General features: G+C 42.5%; 20 protein-coding genes and 1 pseudogene. 6 read left to right on the plus strand and 15 right to left on the minus strand.

The genetic code is table 11. The features are described 5' to 3' along the window. Window positions 1–48: 48 nt before the first annotated feature. The 3 genes from AOU00_RS00500 to AOU00_RS00510 all read right to left on the minus strand — a co-directional run bounded on the left by AOU00_RS00500 (window position 49) and on the right by AOU00_RS00510 (window position 3,191). Complete coding sequence (locus tag AOU00_RS00500; RefSeq protein WP_061828281.1) at window positions 49–231, minus strand: hypothetical protein; 183 nt, start codon at window positions 229–231, stop codon at window positions 49–51. Window positions 232–384: 153 nt separating this feature from the next. Beyond that, window positions 385–1,635 carry a WD40/YVTN/BNR-like repeat-containing protein gene (locus tag AOU00_RS00505; protein ID WP_069289649.1) on the minus strand — a complete coding sequence of 417 codons (1,251 nt, stop codon included), beginning with the start codon at window positions 1,633–1,635 and terminating at the stop codon, window positions 385–387. 164 nt (window positions 1,636–1,799) lie between these two features. Continuing rightward, window positions 1,800–3,191 (minus strand): branched-chain amino acid transporter BcaP, encoded by a 1,392-nt coding sequence (locus AOU00_RS00510; RefSeq protein ID WP_061828279.1) that lies wholly within the window; start codon window positions 3,189–3,191, stop codon window positions 1,800–1,802. 232 nt (window positions 3,192–3,423) lie between these two features. Here AOU00_RS00510 and AOU00_RS00515 point away from each other — a divergent pair, with 232 nt between their 5' ends. Then, window positions 3,424–4,353 (plus strand): L-lactate dehydrogenase, encoded by a 930-nt coding sequence (locus AOU00_RS00515; protein WP_029517496.1) that lies wholly within the window; start codon window positions 3,424–3,426, stop codon window positions 4,351–4,353. A gap of 118 nt (window positions 4,354–4,471) precedes the next feature. Here AOU00_RS00515 and AOU00_RS00520 read toward each other — a convergent pair whose 3' ends face one another. Beyond that, window positions 4,472–5,569 (minus strand): DUF3900 domain-containing protein, encoded by a 1,098-nt coding sequence (locus AOU00_RS00520; protein WP_069289650.1) that lies wholly within the window; start codon window positions 5,567–5,569, stop codon window positions 4,472–4,474. 387 nt (window positions 5,570–5,956) lie between these two features. Here AOU00_RS00520 and AOU00_RS00525 point away from each other — a divergent pair, with 387 nt between their 5' ends. Next, entirely contained in the window at window positions 5,957–7,174 is a 1,218-nt protein-coding gene (locus AOU00_RS00525) for an MFS transporter (RefSeq protein ID WP_069291985.1), read from the plus strand. 732 nt (window positions 7,175–7,906) lie between these two features. After that, window positions 7,907–9,868 carry an endonuclease MutS2 gene (locus AOU00_RS00530; RefSeq protein ID WP_061828277.1) on the plus strand — a complete coding sequence of 654 codons (1,962 nt, stop codon included), beginning with the start codon at window positions 7,907–7,909 and terminating at the stop codon, window positions 9,866–9,868. Window positions 9,869–10,065: 197 nt separating this feature from the next. Here AOU00_RS00530 and AOU00_RS00535 read toward each other — a convergent pair whose 3' ends face one another. The 5 genes and pseudogenes from AOU00_RS00535 to AOU00_RS00545 form a co-directional block, all read right to left on the minus strand. Next, the gene (locus tag AOU00_RS00535; protein ID WP_061828276.1) at window positions 10,066–10,968 is read right to left on the minus strand and encodes an ROK family protein; all 903 of its coding nucleotides are present in this window, start codon (window positions 10,966–10,968) and stop codon (window positions 10,066–10,068) included. A gap of 78 nt (window positions 10,969–11,046) precedes the next feature. After that, complete coding sequence (locus AOU00_RS25530) at window positions 11,047–11,211, minus strand: HAD family hydrolase (protein ID WP_237166251.1); 165 nt, start codon at window positions 11,209–11,211, stop codon at window positions 11,047–11,049. A 109-nt stretch (window positions 11,212–11,320) separates the two neighbouring features. Then, window positions 11,321–11,488, minus strand: a complete 168-nt coding sequence (locus tag AOU00_RS26460; RefSeq protein WP_172828244.1) for a hypothetical protein — start codon at window positions 11,486–11,488, stop codon at window positions 11,321–11,323. A 361-nt stretch (window positions 11,489–11,849) separates the two neighbouring features. Further along, window positions 11,850–12,126 (minus strand): annotated as a pseudogene (locus AOU00_RS00540) (MFS transporter); the annotation flags it as partial. A gap of 41 nt (window positions 12,127–12,167) precedes the next feature. Next, complete coding sequence (locus tag AOU00_RS00545; RefSeq protein ID WP_061828274.1) at window positions 12,168–13,169, minus strand: ROK family protein; 1,002 nt, start codon at window positions 13,167–13,169, stop codon at window positions 12,168–12,170. A gap of 201 nt (window positions 13,170–13,370) precedes the next feature. Between AOU00_RS00545 and AOU00_RS00550 the strand changes: the two genes are divergently transcribed. Next, on the plus strand, window positions 13,371–13,826 hold the full coding sequence (locus tag AOU00_RS00550; RefSeq protein WP_061828273.1) for a DinB family protein: 456 nt from the start codon (window positions 13,371–13,373) through the stop codon (window positions 13,824–13,826). A gap of 150 nt (window positions 13,827–13,976) precedes the next feature. On the opposite strand, the gene AOU00_RS00555 is transcribed toward AOU00_RS00550, so the two are convergent. Then, window positions 13,977–14,933 carry a tyrosine-type recombinase/integrase gene (locus tag AOU00_RS00555; protein ID WP_061828272.1) on the minus strand — a complete coding sequence of 319 codons (957 nt, stop codon included), beginning with the start codon at window positions 14,931–14,933 and terminating at the stop codon, window positions 13,977–13,979. Between the two features lie 392 nt (window positions 14,934–15,325). Continuing rightward, window positions 15,326–15,658, minus strand: a complete 333-nt coding sequence (locus AOU00_RS00560; RefSeq protein WP_069289652.1) for a hypothetical protein — start codon at window positions 15,656–15,658, stop codon at window positions 15,326–15,328. A gap of 169 nt (window positions 15,659–15,827) precedes the next feature. Between AOU00_RS00560 and aiiA the strand changes: the two genes are divergently transcribed. Then, on the plus strand, window positions 15,828–16,583 hold the full coding sequence (gene aiiA / locus AOU00_RS00565) for a quorum-quenching N-acyl homoserine lactonase AiiA (RefSeq protein WP_069289653.1): 756 nt from the start codon (window positions 15,828–15,830) through the stop codon (window positions 16,581–16,583). Between the two features lie 831 nt (window positions 16,584–17,414). Next, the gene (locus tag AOU00_RS26465) at window positions 17,415–17,582 is read left to right on the plus strand and encodes a hypothetical protein (RefSeq protein ID WP_007432475.1); all 168 of its coding nucleotides are present in this window, start codon (window positions 17,415–17,417) and stop codon (window positions 17,580–17,582) included. A 116-nt stretch (window positions 17,583–17,698) separates the two neighbouring features. Here the strand turns inward: AOU00_RS26465 and AOU00_RS00570 are convergent, their stop codons facing one another. From AOU00_RS00570 to AOU00_RS00585, 4 genes are all read right to left on the minus strand, one after another. Next, the gene (locus AOU00_RS00570; protein ID WP_061828269.1) at window positions 17,699–18,745 is read right to left on the minus strand and encodes a FecCD family ABC transporter permease; all 1,047 of its coding nucleotides are present in this window, start codon (window positions 18,743–18,745) and stop codon (window positions 17,699–17,701) included. 1 nt (window position 18,746) lies between these two features. Then, window positions 18,747–19,811, minus strand: a complete 1,065-nt coding sequence (locus AOU00_RS00575) for a FecCD family ABC transporter permease (RefSeq protein ID WP_061828268.1) — start codon at window positions 19,809–19,811, stop codon at window positions 18,747–18,749. 224 nt (window positions 19,812–20,035) lie between these two features. Next, window positions 20,036–20,998, minus strand: a complete 963-nt coding sequence (locus AOU00_RS00580; RefSeq protein ID WP_061828433.1) for an ABC transporter substrate-binding protein — start codon at window positions 20,996–20,998, stop codon at window positions 20,036–20,038. A 56-nt stretch (window positions 20,999–21,054) separates the two neighbouring features. Continuing rightward, window positions 21,055–22,770, minus strand: coding sequence for an ABC transporter ATP-binding protein (locus AOU00_RS00585; protein ID WP_025720642.1), 1,716 nt, complete (start codon window positions 22,768–22,770; stop codon window positions 21,055–21,057). Window positions 22,771–22,806: the final 36 nt, after the last annotated feature.

Below are 22,806 nucleotides of genomic sequence, written 5' to 3' on the forward strand. Positions count from 1 at the left end.
TTATCCGGGAGGGCTCAAGATATGGCGATATCAGAATGATGCATCGATTTACACATGTACAAGCTGGAGATAACGTTGTGTTTCATCCAGAACTTCATGATTTTCGTCTTCAGCGTAACGCTCTGCACACTGCTTGCAGTCCTCTTCAGTCGTGCAACCATAGGCATCCTGGCAAGTATAACAAAATTGAAGGTAGTATTGGGTTAACATATGATCCTGATTCGCTCTCATGATTATCACTCCTATCGTTGTTTACAGGTTTAGTATAACAGCGGCTTATTCGTTAGTTTGTGATTTTTTTCACATACAGTCGTATAAAATTTAAATTTTTTAAAAATAAAATGCCCTGGGAAAAACACCCCAGGGCAATCACCTTTATAGCGATTATAAAATTCTCCAGTTCGCACCGCCGTCCGTCGTTTTCAGCAGCAGTGACTTCTTGTCATCAAGGCGTTCCAAAAGAAGCCAACCCACCGAAGAAGAAGCGAAACGGAGCTTAACCGATCGTGGGTAGTCTTTTAACTTCAAAGGTAGCACTTTGTTGCCTGTGAGACTTGTCCACGTCTTCCCCCCATCCATTGTACCGCTCATTCCGGTCTCGGTTATGATCCACCCTTCCTTTTCATTTAGAAACGTACGGCCAGGGATAATAGAATTAATGTTGCTACTCAGACCCAAAGACACACCGTTCCATTGTGTCCCTGTATCGTTTGTAAACAGTCCGTTATATTTTATGGCCTTATCCCCATAGCAAAGAACCGGAATCCAGTACGAGGCACTGCTCCCTTTCAGAGACTGCTGGGCTTCTGCTTTGGCCTGAGGGCAGCCCTGTATTCTGTTAGCTACGGGAGTCCAGGTTTTCCCTTGATTCAAAGTCTTGTACAACTTAACACTGTTATCCAGATTGATCGCTACAAACCCCTGATTGTTGGAAGAAAAGCTCATCCCCGCCAGGCTGCCCCGATCGGGTAAACCTGAGCCTGATTTGTTAGATGTCATACTCGAACTTTGCGCAACTTTATTCCATGTGGCTCCCCCGTCAGTGGTGTGATACAACAGTTTTTGTTGATCCTGCTCATTCAGATTTACATATGCCATGATCCAGCCAGTAGTTGGATTTACATATTGAATCGAGCTCACATGGTCCCCGCTTGGAAGCGCTGAAACATCCCAGCTCTGTCCTCCATCTGCTGTTCTCAGAATGACGGTTGCTGTTTTGTCCAAATTTTGACGGACAACCCAACCGTGACGAGAATCAGTGAAACTGATGTCCTTTCCATATTCAAGCTTGTCTTGAAATTGGACGTTTTCGGAGGGGGAAATATTATTCCATGTCTTTCCGCCATCATGAGTATCATAAAGCCGAAGCTCATTATGGGTAACTCCCCAAACTAACCCTTTATTGTTATCAATTAAATGAAAATCCGCTATTCGCGTCTGTACTACATATTTGGCGTTGGGATCGCCCACCTTTGGAGTCACTGGTGGATTAATAGTAATCGTCTGACCCTGGTCATCAGGTTCCTCAATCGGAGGTTTAGTTAACGTATCTGGGGCTTCAGCAGAACAGGCAGTCAGTAGAATGCCCGTCAGCAACAGTACTCCCCCCAAGAGCGCACGCCAGCGCAGTTTCATATAAAAATCCTCCCTCGATGGCATGCTGTAATCACGTGCCAAAAGCTTATCTGAAACAGAATTATACCATAAACGCCTCTATGTGACACTTTTCGCGTAATGTCAAAAAAAACCGGACCCTTCACAAAAGTGCAGGATGCCGGCTTTTTTTATACTAGAATTTATTAAGATTTACGGTTCAACAAACTTTTGTGGTATCCATAGAAGAAATAGATCAACAATCCAAGCAGGAGCCACACAATGAATCCAATCCAGGTGCTAATATGAAGCTGAAGCATCAGACCGATGCAAACCAACGCACTTAAAAGTGGGAGCAACGGAACCCACGGCACGGTAAAACCTCTTTTCAAATCAGGGCGTTTCTTGCGCAGAACGATAACCCCTACTGATACCACAGCAAAAGCAAACAGGGTTCCAATACTCGTCAGATTGGTCAGTGCATGTAACGGGAACAATCCACTAGCCAATGCGATAATGCTGCCCACCAGCCAAGTGCTTCGAATTGGCGTTTGAGTTTTGGCATTTATTTTAGATAAAAAAACGGGTAAAAGGCCATCACGTGACATGGAGAAAATTAACCGCGTTTGGCCATACAAGAGCACCAATAAAACGGTCGTCATCCCCGCAATCGCACCGACTGAAATCAATCCGGCTACGAAATCCTGATGAATAAAGCGGAGAGCAAACGCAACAGGATCACTTACCCCCAACTGCGTATAAGGTACCATTCCCGTTAGTACAACTGAAACCGCAATATACAGTACTGTGCAGATCGCTAGAGAAGAAATAATGCCGATGGGCATATTCCGTTGCGGATTGCGAACCTCTTCGGCTGCAGTTGAGATGGCATCGAAACCCAGATAAGCAAAAAATACGATTGCCGCAGCACTCAAAACACCAGAAAATCCATAAGGCAAAAATGGTGTCCAGTTGTCAGGCTTAACATAAAAGGTACCGATCCCAATAAATAGCAATACAACTCCGACTTTAACACAAACCATTATTAAATTGAATCGGACCGTCTCCTTGGCTCCGAGACTCAGTAACAATGTGATGAGCATAATGATACACACGGCTGGTAGATCAATAATGGTCCCCTTGGTCGAATCGAAGGCTGCGGTTAAAGCCAGCGGTAAATGTACATCAAATCCAGCCAGCAAGCCTTGAAAGTAAGCAGACCATCCACTACTCACAGAGGCGGCCGCCACTCCATATTCCAGAATTAGGTCCCACCCCAGTACCCAGGCCAAAATTTCTCCAAATACAATATAACTATACGCATAAGCGCTCCCAGCTGCGGGAACTGTAGATGATAGCTCCGCATAACATAAGGCTGCTAGTACGCAGGCAATACCTGCAATAACAAAGGAGAGCATCAATCCAGGACCTGCATTTTCTGCTGCTGCCTTGCCAGTAATAACAAAAATCCCGGTACCGATAATACATCCTACACCTAGCATGGTGAGATCAAAGGCACCCATTGTTCTCTTTAAGTGACCTGTAGATCCGCTTTCCTCATGCGGGAGCAGTCCTGTTTTTTTTCGAAATAAGTCCATATGCCGAATCCTCTTTCCATAATTTCATGCGTCAATATCGGTGCTGCAACGCTTTAGTGCGTGTTCTTATCATTCGATTAATTATTAGCGAGCTCGCCTTTGAAGTCAAGGAAAAATGTCATATTTCTTTGCGGTGGGTTAGTATATAGGGTACACTAAGTTGGAAAGATAAATTTTTAAGTAATATCCCAAAATGAAAAGGTATACAACCCGAGAAGGAGATGAGGATTTTATGAGCTTAAAACCTTACAAACGAAGTAGAGTGGCTATTGTCGGCATGGGAGCGGTTGGCACAACAACCGGCTACACCCTGCTGCTGCGCCAACGCATGCAAGAACTTGTCTTTATTGATGTCAACGTCAAAAAGGCGAAGGGGGAAATGCTCGATATGAATCATGGGCTTCCTTTTCTCGGCGGTGTCAAAGTATGGGCGGGTGATTATGAAGACTGCCGTAATGCAGATATCATCATTGTTGCAGCGGGAGCTTCACAAAAGCCGGGAGAAACACGTATTGATCTTCTCAAGCGTAATGCCGAAATTTTTGAAAGTATTATTGATAATATCGTCAAGGTCAATACACATGGCATTTTGCTGATCGCAACCAATCCAGTGGACATTCTCTCCTACATCTCTTGGAAACGCAGTGGTTGGCCTTCAAGCAGAGTCATTGGATCAGGAACGTTGCTGGACAGCGCACGCTTCCGCTATTTGATTGGGAAGCAAAAGGGCATCGATCCACGAAGCATCCACGCCCACATTATTGGAGAACACGGTGACTCCGAGTTACCTGTATGGAGCACAGCCAACGTAGCTGGAACTCCGCTGGAACTGGGTGAAGAAACGAAAAATGAAATTTTTGAAAATACCAAGAATGCTGCCTATGAAATTATAGATGCTAAAGGCGCAACTTCTTATGCTATAGGGCTGGCTCTCGACCGAATCGTAGCCGCCATTCTCGGTGACGAGGGGTCGGTACTTAATGTGTCCACCTTGCTGGAAGATTATAACGGAGTATCTGACGTATATTTAGGTGTTCCAAGTATCGTAGATCACAATGGGGTACGTGAAATTTTGGATCTACCGCTCAATGACGAGGAACGTGCCAGGTTGCTTCAATCTGCGGACAAGCTGAAAGATCAAATTAGCAAAGTTCATATGTAGATCAGGAACATAAAAGCTAAACAAAACTGGCCTCCACAGCGGTAATATCCGTTGAGAGGCCAGTTTTTTAGTCATTATAATGTAAAAGTTCAATTGGTCGTTTTGCTTTGCATTCGAATTACCAAGGTGGCGTATCGCCATCCTCATTTTCATGCTGGCGTTTCTCTTTTAGCCGCTCAGCCACCGTTTCAAACGATTCAGGTTGGAGCAGCTCAATCGGTGAAAATCCCTTTTCAAACGTAAATGCATCGCCTTCAATAATAAGTGCATATCTATCATGAAGTTTCGTGATGTGCAGCTTGGCGCCAAAGTCGGACAGTAGCCCACGCACGGCCGTATCATCTAGTTTAAAACGAACTTCAATTTCTGGTTTCAGCTCGACAATATGCTGTGCAGCCTCTACGACCTGAAGAGGTTCCCATTTCCCTTGCAAATCCCGTTTTTCGCTAGCCGCCCACAATTCCAGATCACGCTCTTCCTGCTGTCTTTCCTCATTAGATGCATCCGGCCATTTGGTTTCTACATAGTTCTGAACGAAGCCCATGACATGCTCATTGACAATTTCGGGCATGGATTGCTCATAGGTCACGAATTTCAAAAAATCTTCAAAATACCGGGCATGCGAAGACTGGTGAATTTTAAGCTCCCACTCATCGTTCATCCCCTCCTCAAGCATGTAAGGATACATGATGGATTTCATATTACGGGCAGAAATAGCCATTTCGACCTCACTCACCAGACTGCTTTCAGTAATTCTGGCAATTTTAGGTTCAAAATCACATTTAAGCACAAAAATAAACGGATCATCCGAGTGTGTATTCAAGGTAGCCTGTACAATGATCAGCGCTCCGCCGCGTACTGCGCTCGTATCCAGATACATCCGCACCAGATCGTCACAAGCATTTTTAAAATCTTCCTTATCCTCTGCTGCCCGCAGTCGGGCGAACATATTGAAATTCGGATTACTGCTCAATTCATGCTCCGGTTCGACGATAAAGCGGCCGATTTTGGTCGGTGCCTGCTCTGTGCTGGGATTTTTTTCAACCTTCCGCTTGCTAATACGAGTAAATTCCCCGTCCAGAAATTTTTTAACATCGCTTTCGTCATAATCGTAGTCGTCCATTGTAGCGTAATGCTTATAGGACTTACCACCCTGTCCTTCTTTTCCATCTACCTGAATTACAAAAAAAGATAAAAAATCCACTTGAAAGTTCATTTATGTTCCATTCGCTCCTTTTCAGGCATGTACGCGTAATTATATCACTATGATTTTAAAAGGTACATCGGATTCAGAGCCCTATTATTAGACAAGCAATTTAGTTAACATAATATATATTATGTTAACTTTTTTTGATTAGATATTATTACCAACTCACAAGTTTAAAGTGAGTACTTTTATCACTATTCTAATTCACGTCCTTAAGGATCATTGACCTCTTTATTTCCATGCTCTACTTTCTTCTTGGTTTCAAAAAAACATTTGACTAAACAATAGTTAATTTATTATATTATCTATTATTATATAGACAAAAATAATTTTTGTTTATATAAAACGATATTACAAGGGGTTCGCGCCTTGAAAACAGGAAAGGAGAGTTTGTTGTTGTTTAAAAATCCATATATAAGGACCATTATCGCCTCCAATGCGCTGTTAAATTTGGGCATTTGGGTGCGCAACTTTGCCATACTGTTGTATGTAACAGATTTGACTCATAATGATCCCGTCTACGTATCGCTCATTTCGGTTGCTGAATTCATCCCTATTTTTCTGTTCGCTATCATTGGAGGAACATTTGCGGACCGTTGGCGGCCCAAACGGACTATGATTAGTTGCGATTTGCTATCCGCGGCCTCTATTTTTATTGTCTTGTTGGCATTATGGTACGGGTCATGGCAGATGCTTTTGCTGTCTACTTTCTTTTCGGCCATTCTATCTCAATTTTCTCAGCCGTCTGCAATGAAGATATTTAAGCAGCATGTAGCACCAGACCAGCTTCAGGGAGTGATGGCCCTTTTTCAATCTCTCATGGCATTATTTATGGTTATCGGTCCTGTTATCGGTACATTTATTTATCAACACTTTGGAATTTTCATTTCAATGTCTATAACCGGAATATTGTTTCTCGTTTCGGCACTTGTCTTGACTCGTATTCCCCAAGATGAACAAGCACTTGAGATAGATGATCAACCCACTCATTTCATTCAAGAGCTTAAAGAAGGAATACGTTATGTATGGAATAACCGCACACTTCGCACGCTTGGGGGAACATTTACTGTAATTGGACTGGCGGTTGGACTTATTCAACCATTAATGATTTTTGTTGCCATCGAGAGCCTTGGACAAAACAAGGAATTCCTGCAATGGCCATTAATGGCGAACGGAGCGGCTATGCTGGTGGGAGGCGGGCTGATTATGGGGGTTGCCAAAAAAGTACAGCCGCAATTGCTGCTGGTGGCCGGACTCTTGGTCAGCACACTGACAACCTGTGGTGTCGGATGGTCGCACAATATTGGGTTGACTATGGCACTACAAGTTTTCAGCGGCCTATTTTATCCTTGCATTCATATCGGTATCAACACGATGATGATGAAAAATGCCGAAGCTGCTTTTATCGGCCGCGTCGGTGGTGCCCTCTCTCCCCTATTCTCCGGGATGATGGTCGTCGGTATGAGTATCGGCGGAACACTCAAACACGAATCCTCCCTGAACACTGTATATACCGTGAGCGCCGGTTTGTTTTTGGTCGGAGCGATGCTGTTGTTACCATTGCTTCGTGACAGACAGCCTGTACAAGCTGTCATAGCCGATGATTCTGAATAACAGCACAAGAAACCGCCCCTGGAGAGATGATATGGCATCCTCCGGGGCGGTTTCTTAATGTTTGTATCATGATTTCATACGGATTATGACTCTCTTTCTTCATGCTCTTGATTACAATTATAAGGATCATCATTCTCATTTAAAAAACATTGATACTGGGTATACATAATATACATTATGTTAATCTTATGATCCTCATTGTATCGAATTAAAGAAGTCGGCCTTGACTTCAACGCCTGTCCAATCGTATAGTATGGTTATATCTTCAATTAAGGGAGAGATTTTGATGTCGGTGAACGTTCTTAACTAAGCAATTGCATATTCAGGGAGTAACACCAGGCGCTTGCACCCTTCGGGGACAGGTTTGTTTCTTGCTGTGTTGTTATCCTGATATTAGTTAAGAACATGCGGATATCATAAATCGCCTTCGGGATTATCTTCATCCAGGCCTTATTCCGTGCTGTGTTCAGCACGGTTTTTTGTTTTCAGATTTTGTAACTTCCCTTTTAACGTTTCCATTCGATCCAAATAGCTTAGCAAAGAGCTGTTGCGTGAATGAATTGGAAACACGGAACTCGGAACTACAAAAGCTGTATTACAGGCTTATTTGTTGATAAATTCCCTCTTTCCTTAAGGGCGGAGAATGAACGTTTTGTTCATTCTCCGCCCTTTTTTATTTTAATAGCAAGTTTTCCAAAATCCTGACTACACAACTAAAGGAGAGATTTATTCATGAACGAAACTACAATGCTGCGATTGGAATATGATCAAATTAAAACAAGAGTTTCCGAATGTGCTTTTTCTTACCTAGGTAAGCATCACGCTGCTTCTATGTGCCCAATTACTGATATCCGTACCATTAAGATTCGTCTTGACGAAACCAACGAAGCGTTACAGATCATTCGCCACGGAGCAAGCGTCCCTGTTCCTTCGTTGGAAGGAATGGAGCACATTCTTCAACTGCTCGGAACCGGGTATATGTTCAGCGAGCGTGATTTTTCTCATATGGCTCAATTCATTCGAAGCTGCATTCAACTCATAAAATATATGCATTCCAAGGCGGACGCTGCTCCAACCGTCAGCGCTTATGCATCTTCCATGTATAGCATGGAGCCACTTCTATCCGAAATCGAAAGATGTATTCATTCGGGACGTGTGACGGATATCGCCAGTAAAGAACTAGCTAAAATTCGCAAAAAAATTGCGGTTACTGAAGAACGCATCAAGAGAAAACTTGACTCTCTCACAAGCCGTCACCGATCCATTATGCAGGAAAATATGATTAGTCAGCGCAATGGCCGTTACGTGCTTCCTATCAAAAAAGAATTCCGTAAACAAGTGAAAGGCAATGTACTGGATGAATCGGGAAGTGGTCAGACGGTTTACGTTGAACCTGCCGAAATCACGAATCTGCAATTCGATCAGAGCGCAAACATGGCAGAAGAATCTAAAGAAGAAATGAAAGTGCTGGGAGACCTGACGGCAATGGCCGAGTCATACAACCGGGAACTAAGCATCAATACAGAGACTGTAGGTGTACTGGATTTTTTATTGGCAAAAGCCAAATACGCCATGACTCTGGATGCTGTCCCTGTCGAACTTAACCTTGACGGGATTATAGACATCCAAGGTGCACGTCACCCATTGATGTCCAATACCATGGTGCCGCTTGATTTCTCAATTGGTGAAGGATATTCCTCACTCATCATCACTGGACCGAACACAGGCGGAAAAACGATGGCCCTTAAAAGCGTCGGTCTATTAACACTAATGGTGCAATCTGGGCTACTGGTACCTGTTTTGCATGGTAGCCGAATGGCTGTATTCGAGGAAATTGTGGTAGATATCGGGGATGGACAAAGCATTGAACATGCTTTGAGCACCTTTTCTGCACACATCCGCAACATGATTAGCATTTTAGAAACAACAGGAAACTCTACTCTGATTCTGATTGATGAAATGGCATCCGGCACCGATCCAGGAGAAGGAGTAGGCCTCTCTATCGCGTTGCTAGAAGAATTCCATCGCCGCCGAGCGACAGTAGTGGCTACAACGCACTTTAGCGAAATCAAGCATTTTGCTGAAAACACACCGGGATTTCAGAATGCTCGTATGGAGTTTGATACCGAAACGCTACAACCTTTGTACCGACTTCGCATTGGAGAGGCCGGAGAAAGCTATGCATATGCAATTGCCTTGAAGCTGGGCATGTGGACACGTATTATCGAGCGTTCTGAGGCCATTTCTGCAGGCAGAGCGTCTCGGAATACACAGGAATCGTTTGTTATTCCCCCTTCTGTAGATGATGAAAAGTCTGATGATGCAAATAAGCCTTTCCCTAAAAAAGAGGCTTTAGACCAGACAATCACAAAAGGGGGTAAACAAGAAATCCCTCTCAAAACCAAGCCTTTTGCCCTTGGCGATAGTGTTTATGTAGGCTATCTGGATCGAACTGGAATTGTATACAAAACCGAGGATGAACGGGGTAATGTCGGGATTTTGATCCAAGGACAGAAGCTAACCATGAACAAAAAGAGGCTCGTCCTTCACATCGCTGCTACTGAATTGTATCCTGACGACTATGATCTGGATATTGTTTTAGAAACCAAGGAAAACCGCAAAAAACGAAAACTGCTGGGACGTAAGCATGTCGAAGGACTGATGATTGAATCTCCCCCGGAAAATGAAATATAGACGCATGCGTATATTCTCAACTGAAAAATAAGCTATTTTATATTGTCAGTGAAACTTGAATCTGCAAGTGGACACTTGATAAGAGTGATTCACTTGCAGATTTCACCACACTAAAAACATAATATATATTATGTAAACTATATGCTTCCTTATAGACAGGACAAGATAAATCAGACATCGAAATATAACTTTTGTTATCAATCAAGATGATAGGTTTGTTTGTAGTTATATATAGCACCTAGCAAATTCGCTTCATTGCCTAATTTACTTTGCTCAATATCTGCACGCACAAAATTTAAGATCGAATCTAGATAAAGTTTCTCTAGTTCTTCTTTAATAGTAATAACCAGTAAAGGATTTGCAGATATGCCTCCCCCAATTACAAACTTTTCAGGGTCAAGAATCGTTTGCAAATTAATAATTTGTGTTGCGATGTTCCTACAGTATTCTTGAAAAATCGCTTGGACCGTGTGATCACCTTCTTCAATGAGCTTGAATACTTTTTCACCTGTCATAGAATCTGCAGGAAGCCCTTTAGCTTTGGCAACAGTTTTAGATAATACAGAACTACTCCCTTGCATACCAAGCAAATAATCAACATTGTCTGCATACTCATTGTTAGTTCTGATGAAGGAGAATTCCCCAGCCGATAAATGATGGCCTTTCAGCAATTTACCTTGAGAGATGATTCCACCGCCCATTCCGGTTCCAACGACCAGAACAACACCATCAGCGATTCCCTGTAATGAACCACACCATGCTTCTCCCAGAGCAGCGCATTTTCCATCATTTTCAATTGCTACGGGTAAATGAAACGCTTTCTTAAAAACTTCGATCATATTTATATCATTTATATATCTTAATGAACCGCCATGCACCATGTGACCGCTTTCCGAATCCACAATACCTGGCATGCTGACAGCTATACCTTCACATTCATCTATAAACTGATTATGAATTTGCTTCAAAGCTACAAGTAGATTCTCAAGTGAGTCCAATGGAGTTTTAACTTTCCCCTTACACATAAACTCACCTTGAAAATACAAACTAAATTTAATAAAAGAGCCACCAATATCAAAAACCAGTATTTTATTTTTCATGCTACGTATAGTCCTTTCATGATGCAATTTGGGGTCTTATCAATAACGATAATTAACATTATTGCTTTTGTAAATCCATCATTTTTTTATCGTTAATAAGTCACCGTTTTCTTCGTTGGATTTAGTGATAAAACTGGCTGCATTTTTAATGTTCTCACATGCGTTTTTCATAGCAAAACTATATTTTGCTATACTCATAAGTTCCACATCATTTTTACCATCTCCAAAAGACATGGTCGACATCGAAAGTGCCACTATTATTCAGAAAAGTACCATCCAGATCACTTACCACCAGTTTAAACATATATAAATCCTCCCTTAATATATAAGCTCTTTATTAGCCAAGTTTAATTTACGGCTTTTCATTTTCTTTCCATGGATCAACATCAAAATCTCTATTAAAATCTTCAAACATTCGTGCTGCAAGCTTTTGAACATGAGGAGAATGAGCCAAACTACTGATCATGAAGTACATAATAATTAAAATTATGATACATGAGATACCTTCTATCGCCCACACAGTCGCACCTCCTTATTCCGTAAATCCAACTTAGTGCCAGAACTTGATCCATTTAATAGGTGCATTGCATATTCTGCATTCTGCACACTTATTAAATTATTTAATTAAACATGTTAATAAAGCGAGTAAAAAAAGCTTCTTTATTAAGTGGACATAGAAAGTTATTCAAAAAAATCATCGATGGAGCGGTAAGGTTTTACTTCCCTAGGCTGCCCGGATAATACTAAGCACCAATAAGTACCAACCCATATAACTGAGCAAAGTAAAATCAGTGAGATCATAAAGAGCCCTCGCTTTCTCTTTTAGGTTACACGTTTACTTTAGCTGATGAAACGCGTTTCAGGTCAAGTGATAATTTCTATTAACCCTTCAAAATTCTCTTTTTCAATGTACGATTCACTTGCTTGAAACTGAACAGCATAAAAAGAAGGAAACAATGACGGTAATCGGGGAAAATGTATGCTTGCCTGAGAAGTTATAACCCCAAAAACGGGAGGGAGTAATGTTGTTCCTGCATAAGCAACTGCCATTTGATATCCCATGAGTTTGGAAGAACTCTCTTTACCAAACCGAGTTGGCGTTTCATGAAGAAGTCCAGGGTAAATCGGTGCAAGTCCTAACCCAATAAGAATAAACCCATTTCTCTCCTCCTCTCCTCTCTTCACTACACATATATACATTATTTAAAGACAATGATCGGACGTTCCAATTCTTTTAGAGTTAACTCTCTCAACCCTGTTTTAAAATCTTCATAAAATAAATCTGAGAGTATAACGTCAGGATACAAAGGCATCTTATGCTTAGATTTGTAGGATTCTAAAAAATGAAAGAAAGACACTTCTTCTATATTCTCTCTATAGATCACAATTCGGTCAGGATCAAATACAGATTGTAATATTTGAATAATTTCACATATACTATTGAAGAAAACCTCCGTTCCCTTGCTTTCATCCCAAACTATCGACGGAAGGAATTTGATTTCACCAGCCAATCCATGTTTGCCTTTTAAAATCCCCTTTCGCAAATAAATCCCCATCCCTGGGGGAGAATTATCAGGAAAATAAATAGCCAGCACACATTGATCTTCATCTATTTGTTCTCTATAGACGTATCCACATACAGCGGCATTTACGTCATTCTCCACAATAACCGGCAAACCAAATTTGCTTTGCACATCCTCTGCCAACAGAATTCCATTTAACCTTTCATGACTGCTGACTGTAATTTCTCCATTTACAGATTGTCCCGGGATTCCTATACCAATAACTTTGATGGAGGGATAGTGAGAAATGATGTCTTGAATCGTGGAATAAAATTGTGTAGGATTAAAAATTTGAAAGGGATGCTCTTCTTTCATTAGAACGTCCTCATTTAAATTAACTACCGTGGTATTGACAACATCCGTCCCTTGTTTTTCATTAATATGTATGATCAGTGCTAGACTATACTCATAATTAAAACGATAGGTTAACGCATGCCTGCCTCCGTTTGAAGGGACAATTTCATCTTCAAATATTTCTCCATTATTAAGCAATTCCTGCATAAGCGTATTGATAGTTACCACACTTAAATCAGTTAATGCGGCTAGTTGGGGTTTTGTTGTCTTATTGATCTGTTTCAATACTTTTCGAACCAGGTTCAGATTTATTTCTTTAATTAAATTTGTATTAGCTTTTTCCATACATAGCACCTTCTTTCTATAAAATCATGAAAGCACTTCATAAACCATGTTTATAAAGCACTTTTACTAATTTTGTAGCAAAATATTACCTTAGTCAAGGCAATATCGTACTAGCCTTTATTTCACCATTGCTTTCCAGCTTATTCTGAATTATTCTAATGCTAATCATAAGACGATCGCTAAAATAAGGAGGCTAATCAATTGAAGAATGCTGTTGAAGAACTGGCAAGGATCATCGAGGATTATGAAAAAGAATTTTTTTCGATCACAGAACATGAATTTAATGCCAAACCGTTCTCGGAGAAATGGTCCAAAAAAGAAATACTGGGACATCTGTGCGACTCCGCTTCTAATAATCATCGAAGATTTATCATGATTAAGCATTCAACATCCCCTATCAAAATTGATTCGTATGCGCAAAATGATTGGGTGGCAGCTAATCAGTATCAGGAAGTGTTCTCTTACGTGGATGTCATACATCTATGGAAACTATTGAATAAGCAAATCATAAATGTATTAAACTCATGTACATCATTCGATTCTAAGAAAAGATTTCAAAAAGATGACCACTCCACCGAAACATTACAGTGGCTAGTTGACGATTATATTCAGCATTTGCGGCATCATTTGGAGCAAATCATTCAAAAACAAGACTAACGCTATGAAAAAGAATACTACGTTCATGATCGTAATGACCCAAAGCCGTCGATGTGATTTTCAAGTCAGGATGTAATTTCTGCCCAATGAGTTTACATAATAATTATTATGTAAACTAATTTTTATTTAATCTCAACTTTCATGCTATACTCACAATCCTGATATTGGTATCTGAATATCCAACTTATCCATTGCTTTTTCTTTTTCCCGATCAGTGACATGTGTATATACTGTGGTTGTCTGAATGGATGAATGCCCCAGTAGCTCCTGCACGGTACGCAGATCTGCTCCCTTACGTAATAGCATTGTCGCAAATGTATGTCTCAGCTTATGGCTGGAATATGCCTCCCGGCGTTCCATACTCTTATCTTGCTGGAATCGTTCGAACGTTTCTGTAGCGATCTGTTGAATGGTGCGCACTGCCAGACGGCGGCCTTTTTGGGATACGAACATCGCATCCTCTTTACCTCTCCACGGCGTCAATCTTTCCTCCAACGCATGCTCTACAAAATCACACACGGCTTCTGGTACCGGGAGAGTACGCCACTTACGTCCTTTACCGAACACATCTAAGGTACGTCTTTCTCGGCTGTAATCCGAGACATTCAATGAATGAACCTCCCCCACCCGCAATCCCATGTAGACCATCAGCAGAAAAATAGCCATATTACGATTTGCATATTTCCCCTCCACCGCGAGCAAAAACGGATGAATATCCTTTTCATCCAGATAGACGGGCATACGATTCTTTTCAGTCTTTGCTTTTTTAATTCCCGCTGCCGGATTTGTGCTGCATAACTCAAATTCCTGTAGCGCTTTAAAAAAACTATTCACCGCTGCATGCTTCCGGTTCCGCGTACTATCTCCGGCGCCTCCCTCCCGCGCTTTAGACAAATACGACATAACATGAATCTTCTTCACCTGATCGAGTGGTTTTTCACGCAACGTCCGTAAAAACTGCTTCACATCCCCCATATAATTTTTTTGCGTATGTATCGTATATCCCGCATCCTTCATCCAGATCAAAAAAGCTTCCAGCTCCTCAGTATATATTTCATCAATTTCTTCAGTTGTATCGAGCTCCACATGTCGCATCTCTTTTTTCATCTCGCTCGCCTCCAATTCAGTTCATATTCCGAAATATACTGTAAAACGATCATTTTCGTCTGATTTTTATCGACAATCCAATCGACATCTTATGCAGGAGGGATTCTAAAAGTCGTTTTAAACCTAAACAGCGTATAATTTATATTATACGCTGTTTTTTTAGTGCTTTTCAAGGGCAAATAGAGCGTTTTTCCTCTTGTCCAGCCTAGTATCGCCTTCAAGCAGACATTTCAAATCACTTAACGGCGTGACATAGGGTCAGAGGGGGGCGATCCCACAATGTAGACAAATTAAAACACGCTCAAGAAAAGTTCACCTAATGTAATTCATTCATATCCAAAACAAAACTAAATAGCCAATAGTCTTGCATGCGGCACCACTTCTCTACTTCATCAGCAAGCTGGGGGGCGCTGCTCTCGATCGGTAGCAGTCAAAATCGCCATAGTGGCCAAAACATGAATATCATGTGCAGCTTCCAACTCGCTATCCGGATCACCTTCCGGCGTGTGCACCATCTCCATATGATAGCCTGCTAGCTGATTGTAATTTTCACCCACTAGCAGCAGTGGATCACCAAGAATTTCACCGATTTCGAGATGATGACCGTGTGATCCAGCTTCTGGGCAAATTTCGAGCAGAGCGTAGAAACAGTCTTGTTCACAGGAAAAGCATGAACTGGCCTGCCTGACGGCAAATTTCTGCTGGACGCCTACATGCCTTTTCATTTAAACTATTAAAAAATTAATTTTCTAAAGAGTGAGATTACAACGACAGCACGAGGCTCCAGCACCCGGATCTTACAAACGAAAATACAAACATCACTTTCCGTCAGCCAAACCCTGATTAATAACTACATAATAATTATTATGTAAACTACGATTGGAGGATGATTGTATGATTAACAGATTGTACTGGTTACCGATCGGTCAGCTTGATATTGATCGTTCCTCACTCAACCATCATGCACAGCCCGGTGAACTGGTGCGCCTGCAAATCTGGTCGTATCTGCTGGAGACAGATCACGGTCCGATTCTCATTGATACCGGTATGCCGGATTCGTTTATCGACAATCCAAATTATTTTAAAAGTACACCGTTTGAAGGGCGCTTCATTCCCCATATGTCAGCCGATGATAGTATCGTGGCTGTACTGGATCGGATCGGCTATCAACCGGACGATATCCATGCCATCGTAATCTCTCATATGCATATGGATCATGCCGGAGGCAATCCGCATTTTCCAAATACACCGATTTATGTGCAGCAGACCGAAGCAGACGCTGCGATCGGTAATCTGGAGTATGCGCCACCGGAATGCGTGCAGGCGGACTTGAATTATCGACTGCTTCAAGGGGATCATGAGCTGGTTCCAGGTTTGCAACTGTTCTATACTCCGGGTCATTCGCCGGGTCATCAGTCCGCGCTGGTCACAACAAAGGAATCAGGTCCGGTCATGCTGACGATTGATGTTGCCTACACGCAGGAGAATTACGCAAACGACGTGCCGTTTGACAGCTTTAACCGTGAACAGGCACGCCAGTCAATCGCCCGCATTCAGCAGATTGTGCAGGAGGTTAAGCCGAATCTGTTGTTCTTCGGTCATGATCCTGAGCAGGTAGTCGTTCAGCCGGTATATCCACAATACAAATAATGTTGATAAAGCAGCTATTTCTCCACCATTCCGGATCTTTTCGGTCCGGGGTATGATGAAAATGGTATTATGAATGCACACAAAATAGACGTATCCGGAGCCGTACTTCATTCGGATCATGGCTTCCAGTATACGTCTATGGCCGTACAACACAGGACTTGAAAAGTTCGGCCTCAAAGGCAAGCGGTGCAGACTGGCAGAATAGTCGTAATTCGGCTAGCTCCCCTCATGATCTCAATTTCTTCATCCGATTTTTAAATAATCATTATTGTATCTCCTCTGCAGTTCTAGTTGCTCCCCTCCATAGCTTTTAGCAAACTGATAAGTGATTCCATATACATTCGCTTTAACTGGTCGGGTTCATCTATAAATTCTGTATGTAAAATGCTGATCTTCAGAAACCTAGCTAACTTTTAAGCGCACAAGTTGATTTTCTGCAAATACACAATGTGATCCTTTGTATTAACTCGCTATTAAGCCCCTGCTTGTTCAGAACAGCCTGAGATATCCAATACGCTCCTTACGGACAAATATTTCAAATGGATTAATACACTTAATCCGTTTATATCAAAAAAACAATTATATACATGAAGTTAATTACGCCTAATCCCCTGTTATCGCTAGCATCAGGAAGTATATCTAAGAACTCATGGGGTGAGTCGCTGTCGACACGGCATGGATGATGAGAAAAAGCAATTTGCTGTCTCGCTCCGTTTTCCCTTGATCATCCAGCACGATATACTTAAAGAAGTCGAAAGGCAAACTTAAATTCAGCCTATGCTCATTTCAAAAATGTAGGTTTATTCATGACAAAGGGAGTGTTCATTATTTATGAGTACCGAAATGCTGGAACGTCGAAGTGAAATTCTAAAACGAAACATCCATCAGTTGCTGGTTCAGGAAAATCAACACGGCGTGACACGTCAGGAAAATTACACGTTGCATAAAATGATCAGAGAGCTGCATCAAACCTCTCATGCCTTGAATACTTCCCGTTGAGATGAAAGGCTGCTAAATTAAATGAAACAAATAACCTTCAGCCCCACTTCCTTAGTGGTGTTGAAGGTTATTTGTTTGCGTAGCCTTTAATTGACAGGTGGTACTCTTTCGTGACGTTACCCTTTGGAGCGACTCAACAGGTATAAGAAGTATGGCGCACCAATGATGGCTACAATTAAACCTGTCGGGATTTCTTTCTGTAAAGGTAAGGATCGTGTGATCGTATCCGCTACAAGTACCAGGAGTGCTCCGACTAAAGCACAGGTTACCAGCAGCATTTTATGCTTCGGCCCCACCAGCTTTCTCGCCAAATGTGGAGCCACCAAACCGACAAAGCCGATACCGCCACTAACCGAAACACTAGAACTGGCCAATCCAACCGCAGCAGCGAGAAGGAGAATACGTTCCTTTTCGATAGCTGTACCCAACCCCGATGCCGTCTGATCTCCCAGATTAAGCACATTCATCACATTTGCTTTGTAGTATGCGAAAGGAAGCAATACAATCAGCCAAGGCAACAGAGCCATCACGAATTTCCAGTTTGAGCCCCAGATGCTTCCTGCTAACCAATTAGCTACAAACGTGTAACTTTCGGGTGTCAGCTTAAGAGTCATAATGATCATCGCAGCACTGATACCCGCCGCTACGCCAATTCCGCTCAGCAGTAGCCTTGTCGGAGAAATTCCTTCACCTTTCTTGTAAGAAAGCGCGTAGATGAGAATAGCAGCTGCTCCTGATCCAATCAGTGCAAGAGCGGGAAGTAAAAACAATGAATTCGTAGTTTGCATAGATGGAAAAAGCAATACAAACAGCATGACCATCAACCCGGCGCCTGCATTAATGCCTAGAATACCAGGGTCCGCTAGGCCGTTACGCGAAACCCCCTGCATGATGCAGCCAGAAACAGCGAGACCTGCACCGATAAGAAGGGAAATAACCATTCGTGGCAATCGGAATTCAAATAGGATTAATTCCTGCTGTGGAGTCCCTTGTCCAAACAAGGTTCTAAATAGCTCCATTGGCGAAAGCCGGATGGTTCCCGTATTCGCACTTATGGTGAACGCAGCAATGAGCAATACGAGCAGAATGACTACAACCATCCAATCATGGATTTTTTTACGATGACTAGCTTTGGCAATAGCCCCATTCGTAACGTTATTCATCTTACAGTGCCCTCCTTTCTTTACGTGCCAGATAAAGGAAGAACGGAACCCCAATTAAGGCAATAAGTACGCCCACCGGTGTTTCCTCAGGTGCGTTAATCATACGGGCTGCCAGATCGGCAAACACAATGAGTAAAGCTCCCATAATGGCCGAGCATGGAATAATCCAGCGATAATCGACGCCAACCAGCTTGCGGGTTATATGGGGAATAATCAATCCCACGAAACCTATAGAACCCACCAACGACACCGCTGCACCCGCCAAAATCAGAACAAGAATCATTCCGACTACCTTTACTACCCCAGTTCGCTGACCAAGGCTCAACGCAATTTCGTCTCCCAAACTGAGCAGCGTAATGGAGCGCGACAACATGAGAGCACCGATAAAAGCTGCCACAACCCAAGGCAAAACTATACCGAGCTGAACCCACTTGATTCCACTAAGCCCTCCGGCATACCAAAAGGCCAAATCCTGTCCAACATCAAAGTACAAACTGATCGCATCTCCTAAGGCAGACAGCAATGCCGTGACAGCTGCACCCGCCAATACAAGACGAACTGGCGTAAGACCTGATTTGGATATGGAGCTTGTACCATATACCATCACAACAGCCAGAGCTGCACCAACAAAGGAATACAACATTAACTGTAAAAAGGAAGAGCCAGGAAAAAGGGCAAAGCAAATCGCCATCGCCAAGCTGGCTCCCGAGTTCAGTCCAAGCAAGCCCGAGTCAGCAAGCGGATTTCGGGTCATTCCTTGCATAATTGCACCTGCAACAGCAAAGCAAATTCCGATTAAAACCCCACCCAGAATCCGAGGTAGACGGATTTCCCAAATAATCTGATGGTTTTGCAACTCGGGTTTAAAATGAAAAACGGCGTTCCATACCTCTTCCAGCCTAATTGAGGCTGCACCAAAAGATAGAGATAGCGCGATACCGAACGCTAAAAGTCCAAGCCCAACTGTCAGGATAAGCGAAGCCGCCCATGGTCGCGAGTGGAATTGAGTCGGCGACTGGTTATGATTACTTTGAGCGGGGCTATCCGATGATTCTGATAATTTCATAACTATTGTTCACCCTTACTGTTGAATAGTATGTAGCTATCACGAACTGTGTTGAAGATGATGTTGATAATGAGAATTATTATCATGCAATCTTTACTATTGTAAATTAATGTGGCAACGGCATCAATAGCAAATTTCGAGGAATGCCTAATACTCTGCCCTATTGTGAACAAATAAAGCCCTTTGGCATAAATACCAAAGGGCTGCCAACAACACCGAAGCGACTACTTCTGTGTGGCGTTCTCTTTATTCCGCTGGACGATCAAATCTGCGATTTCTTCAGCTTGCCCTACAATGGCAATGGGATCGAAGTACCAATATCGATCCTCCTGGAGCTCAAAAACCTTACCTTGCCGGACTGCATTCAGTGATTTCCATATGCTGTCTCCTTCGTAACCGCTCAAATCCTTGTTAACCGTCAGAAAGATATAAGAGCCCGCATATTGATTAATGACTTCTTTTGACACCGATTTCCATTGAGTCTCACCAAATAATTCTTTTTGGACAAGCGGCGGAGGTGTCAAATTCAGTCCTTTGTATACCGCCTGTCCTCCTCTGCCAAAATTATCGCCATATACATAGTATTCTTTTTCCGAAGCTTCCATTACGGTGAAAGTATCTCCAGGCTGAACAATTCCCTTTAGCTTGTCACGTGCAGCCTGCATCCGCTGATCGTATTGGGCAAGCCATGTTTTGGCTTCCTGTTCTTTTCCAAGCAGCTCACCAAAAGCTGTCAGTTCCTCATGAACATTCTTGTACGTTCCATAAGGAATGACGATGGTCGGAGCAATTTTACTATATTTTTCATATTCATGAGCATCTTTGGAACCAATCAGAATCAAGTCAGGCTCCAGAGCCAATACTTTTTCAATGGATACGCTGCCGCGGTCTCCAATGCTTGCAATGCCCTGCACAAGCTCCTTCGAAAACGGATTATCCAGATAATATTTAACACTTCCCACAGGTTTAATTCCTAGTGCTAATAAATCATTCTGGTACATATCTACTACAATCCGCTGAGGGTGAACCGGTATTTTAATATCTCCATGAATCGTTTTGACTGTTTTCATTTCCTCTGACTTTTGTTCGCTAGATATTTGATTCTGCTTTTCATCCGCTTGCTTTACATTTCCACCACAGGCGGTAAGAGCTAAAATGACTGACAGAAGCATCATTACAATCCACATTTTCTTTGTCAAACCTGTTCATTCCTCTCTCTATTTACGGTGTCATATTGGCCTATTTACGTTCCATATTGAGCTTGGTGCAGGCGGCTATATGCCCCTTTTACTGCCAATAACTCTTCATGTCTGCCTTGCTCGGCAATCCCTTGATCTGCAACTACGATAATGCGGTCAGCATTTTTGATCGTTGCCAGACGATGCGCGATAACGAGTGTCGTACGGCCTTGGGATAGCTCTGTCAGCGCTTGCTGAATCGCGGCTTCTGTCTCTGTATCCAATGCTGATGTTGCTTCATCTAAAATGAGAATTGGCGGATTTTTAAGGAACATCCGTGCAATAGACAAACGTTGCTTTTGACCACCAGAGAGCTTCACACCTCGCTCACCGATCATTGTATCCAGACCATCAGGATATGAGCGAACAAGGTCTTCAATCTGAGCTCGACGAGCAGCATCCCAGATTTCTTCTTCCGAAGCATCCAGCTTACCGTAAGCAATATTTTCACGAATCGTTCCATCAAAGAGGAATACATCCTGCTGAACAATTCCAATCATGGATCGCAGCGATTCCAGCTTCATTTCACGGATATCCATTCCATCAATAGTAATGCTACCTTCCTCGACATCGTAGAAGCGAGGCAACAAACTGCAAAGTGTCGTTTTACCTGCTCCTGAAGGACCCACAAGTGCTACGGTTTCACCCGCATGGATAGATAGGTCCACTTTGCGTAATACCTTATCTTTGTTTTCGTAACCAAACGTTACACCTGCAAATTGAATATCTCCATTAAGATGGCTAACCGCCTTGGCCCCAGGCAGATCTTCTACATCCGATTCACTTTCCAGCAAATCCAGGTACCGTCGGAAGCCAGCAATCCCTTTCGGATACGTTTCGATGACAGAATTAATTTGTTTAATCGGCCCCAGGAATACATTAGACAGCATCACAAATGCGATAAATTCCCCGTAGGTCATCTGTCCTTCGATAACAAACCATGTTCCACATACTAGCACAAACAATGAAACCAGCTTCATTAGTATAAAACTAATCGAGGAATTCCAGGCCATAATCCGGTACGCGATCAGCTTCGTTTTACGGAAACGCCCATTATTTTCAGCAAAACGTTCCATTTCATGTGCTTCGTTGGAGAACGCTTGAACAACGCGAATCCCGCTTACATTATTTTCAATACGAGCGTTATAATCCGCAATATCAGAAAACATACGATGGAATGCAGCAGACATTTTACGGCTGAAATAAAGAGACAAGTAAATCATGAGGGGTACAATGATGAAAGTCAGTACAGCCAGCTTCCAGTTAATACCGAGCATGATACCAAAGGCTCCCCCCAGTGTCATCAACGCGATGAACAAATCTTCGGGTCCGTGGTGGGCAATTTCCCCAATATCCATTAGATCGTTGGTCATACGTGAAACGAGATGCCCTGTTTTGTTATTGTCAAAAAAACGAAACGATTGCTTTTGTACCCGATCAAACAGCTTTTTACGCATGTCCGATTCGATGTTAATGCCCAGCTTGTGTCCCCAATAGGTGACCACGTAATTCAGTGCAGCACTTATGACATAAATACCGAGTAGAGCCAGACAGGCATATAAAATCCATTTCCAGTTCCCGCTGGGCAGCAAATCATCGACCACCCGGTTGACTGCAAGCGGAAAAGCCAACTCCAGCAGTGCAGCCAGCAAGGCACAAGAGAAATCAATGATGAACAAAGTCCGGTAAGGACGATAGTATTCAAAAAATCGTCTAAGCATGATTATGACTTCTCCTCTCTTATTTCAATTGAACTG

It is taken from the genome of Paenibacillus polymyxa (assembly GCF_001719045.1).
Classification (GTDB): domain Bacteria; phylum Bacillota; class Bacilli; order Paenibacillales; family Paenibacillaceae; genus Paenibacillus; species Paenibacillus polymyxa_B.

Coding starts and splice junctions, on each gene's coding strand:
- AOU00_RS00530 (WP_061828277.1), top strand. CDS start 7,907: ATGAACGAAACTACAATGCTGCGATTGGAATATGATCAAATTAAAACA.
- AOU00_RS00515 (WP_029517496.1), top strand. CDS start 3,424: ATGAGCTTAAAACCTTACAAACGAAGTAGAGTGGCTATTGTCGGCATG.
- AOU00_RS00580 (WP_061828433.1), bottom strand. CDS start 20,998: ATGTGGATTGTAATGATGCTTCTGTCAGTCATTTTAGCTCTTACCGCC.
- AOU00_RS00545 (WP_061828274.1), bottom strand. CDS start 13,169: ATGGAAAAAGCTAATACAAATTTAATTAAAGAAATAAATCTGAACCTG.
- AOU00_RS00505 (WP_069289649.1), bottom strand. CDS start 1,635: ATGAAACTGCGCTGGCGTGCGCTCTTGGGGGGAGTACTGTTGCTGACG.
- AOU00_RS00555 (WP_061828272.1), bottom strand. CDS start 14,933: ATGAAAAAAGAGATGCGACATGTGGAGCTCGATACAACTGAAGAAATT.
- AOU00_RS00510 (WP_061828279.1), bottom strand. CDS start 3,191: ATGGACTTATTTCGAAAAAAAACAGGACTGCTCCCGCATGAGGAAAGC.
- AOU00_RS00500 (WP_061828281.1), bottom strand. CDS start 231: ATGAGAGCGAATCAGGATCATATGTTAACCCAATACTACCTTCAATTT.
- AOU00_RS25530 (WP_237166251.1), bottom strand. CDS start 11,211: ATGTCGACCATGTCTTTTGGAGATGGTAAAAATGATGTGGAACTTATG.
- AOU00_RS00570 (WP_061828269.1), bottom strand. CDS start 18,745: ATGAATAACGTTACGAATGGGGCTATTGCCAAAGCTAGTCATCGTAAA.
- AOU00_RS26465 (WP_007432475.1), top strand. CDS start 17,415: ATGAGTACCGAAATGCTGGAACGTCGAAGTGAAATTCTAAAACGAAAC.
- AOU00_RS00575 (WP_061828268.1), bottom strand. CDS start 19,811: ATGAAATTATCAGAATCATCGGATAGCCCCGCTCAAAGTAATCATAAC.
- AOU00_RS00585 (WP_025720642.1), bottom strand. CDS start 22,770: ATGCTTAGACGATTTTTTGAATACTATCGTCCTTACCGGACTTTGTTC.
- AOU00_RS00560 (WP_069289652.1), bottom strand. CDS start 15,658: ATGAAAAGGCATGTAGGCGTCCAGCAGAAATTTGCCGTCAGGCAGGCC.
- AOU00_RS00535 (WP_061828276.1), bottom strand. CDS start 10,968: ATGAAAAATAAAATACTGGTTTTTGATATTGGTGGCTCTTTTATTAAA.
- AOU00_RS00520 (WP_069289650.1), bottom strand. CDS start 5,569: ATGAACTTTCAAGTGGATTTTTTATCTTTTTTTGTAATTCAGGTAGAT.
- aiiA (WP_069289653.1), top strand. CDS start 15,828: ATGATTAACAGATTGTACTGGTTACCGATCGGTCAGCTTGATATTGAT.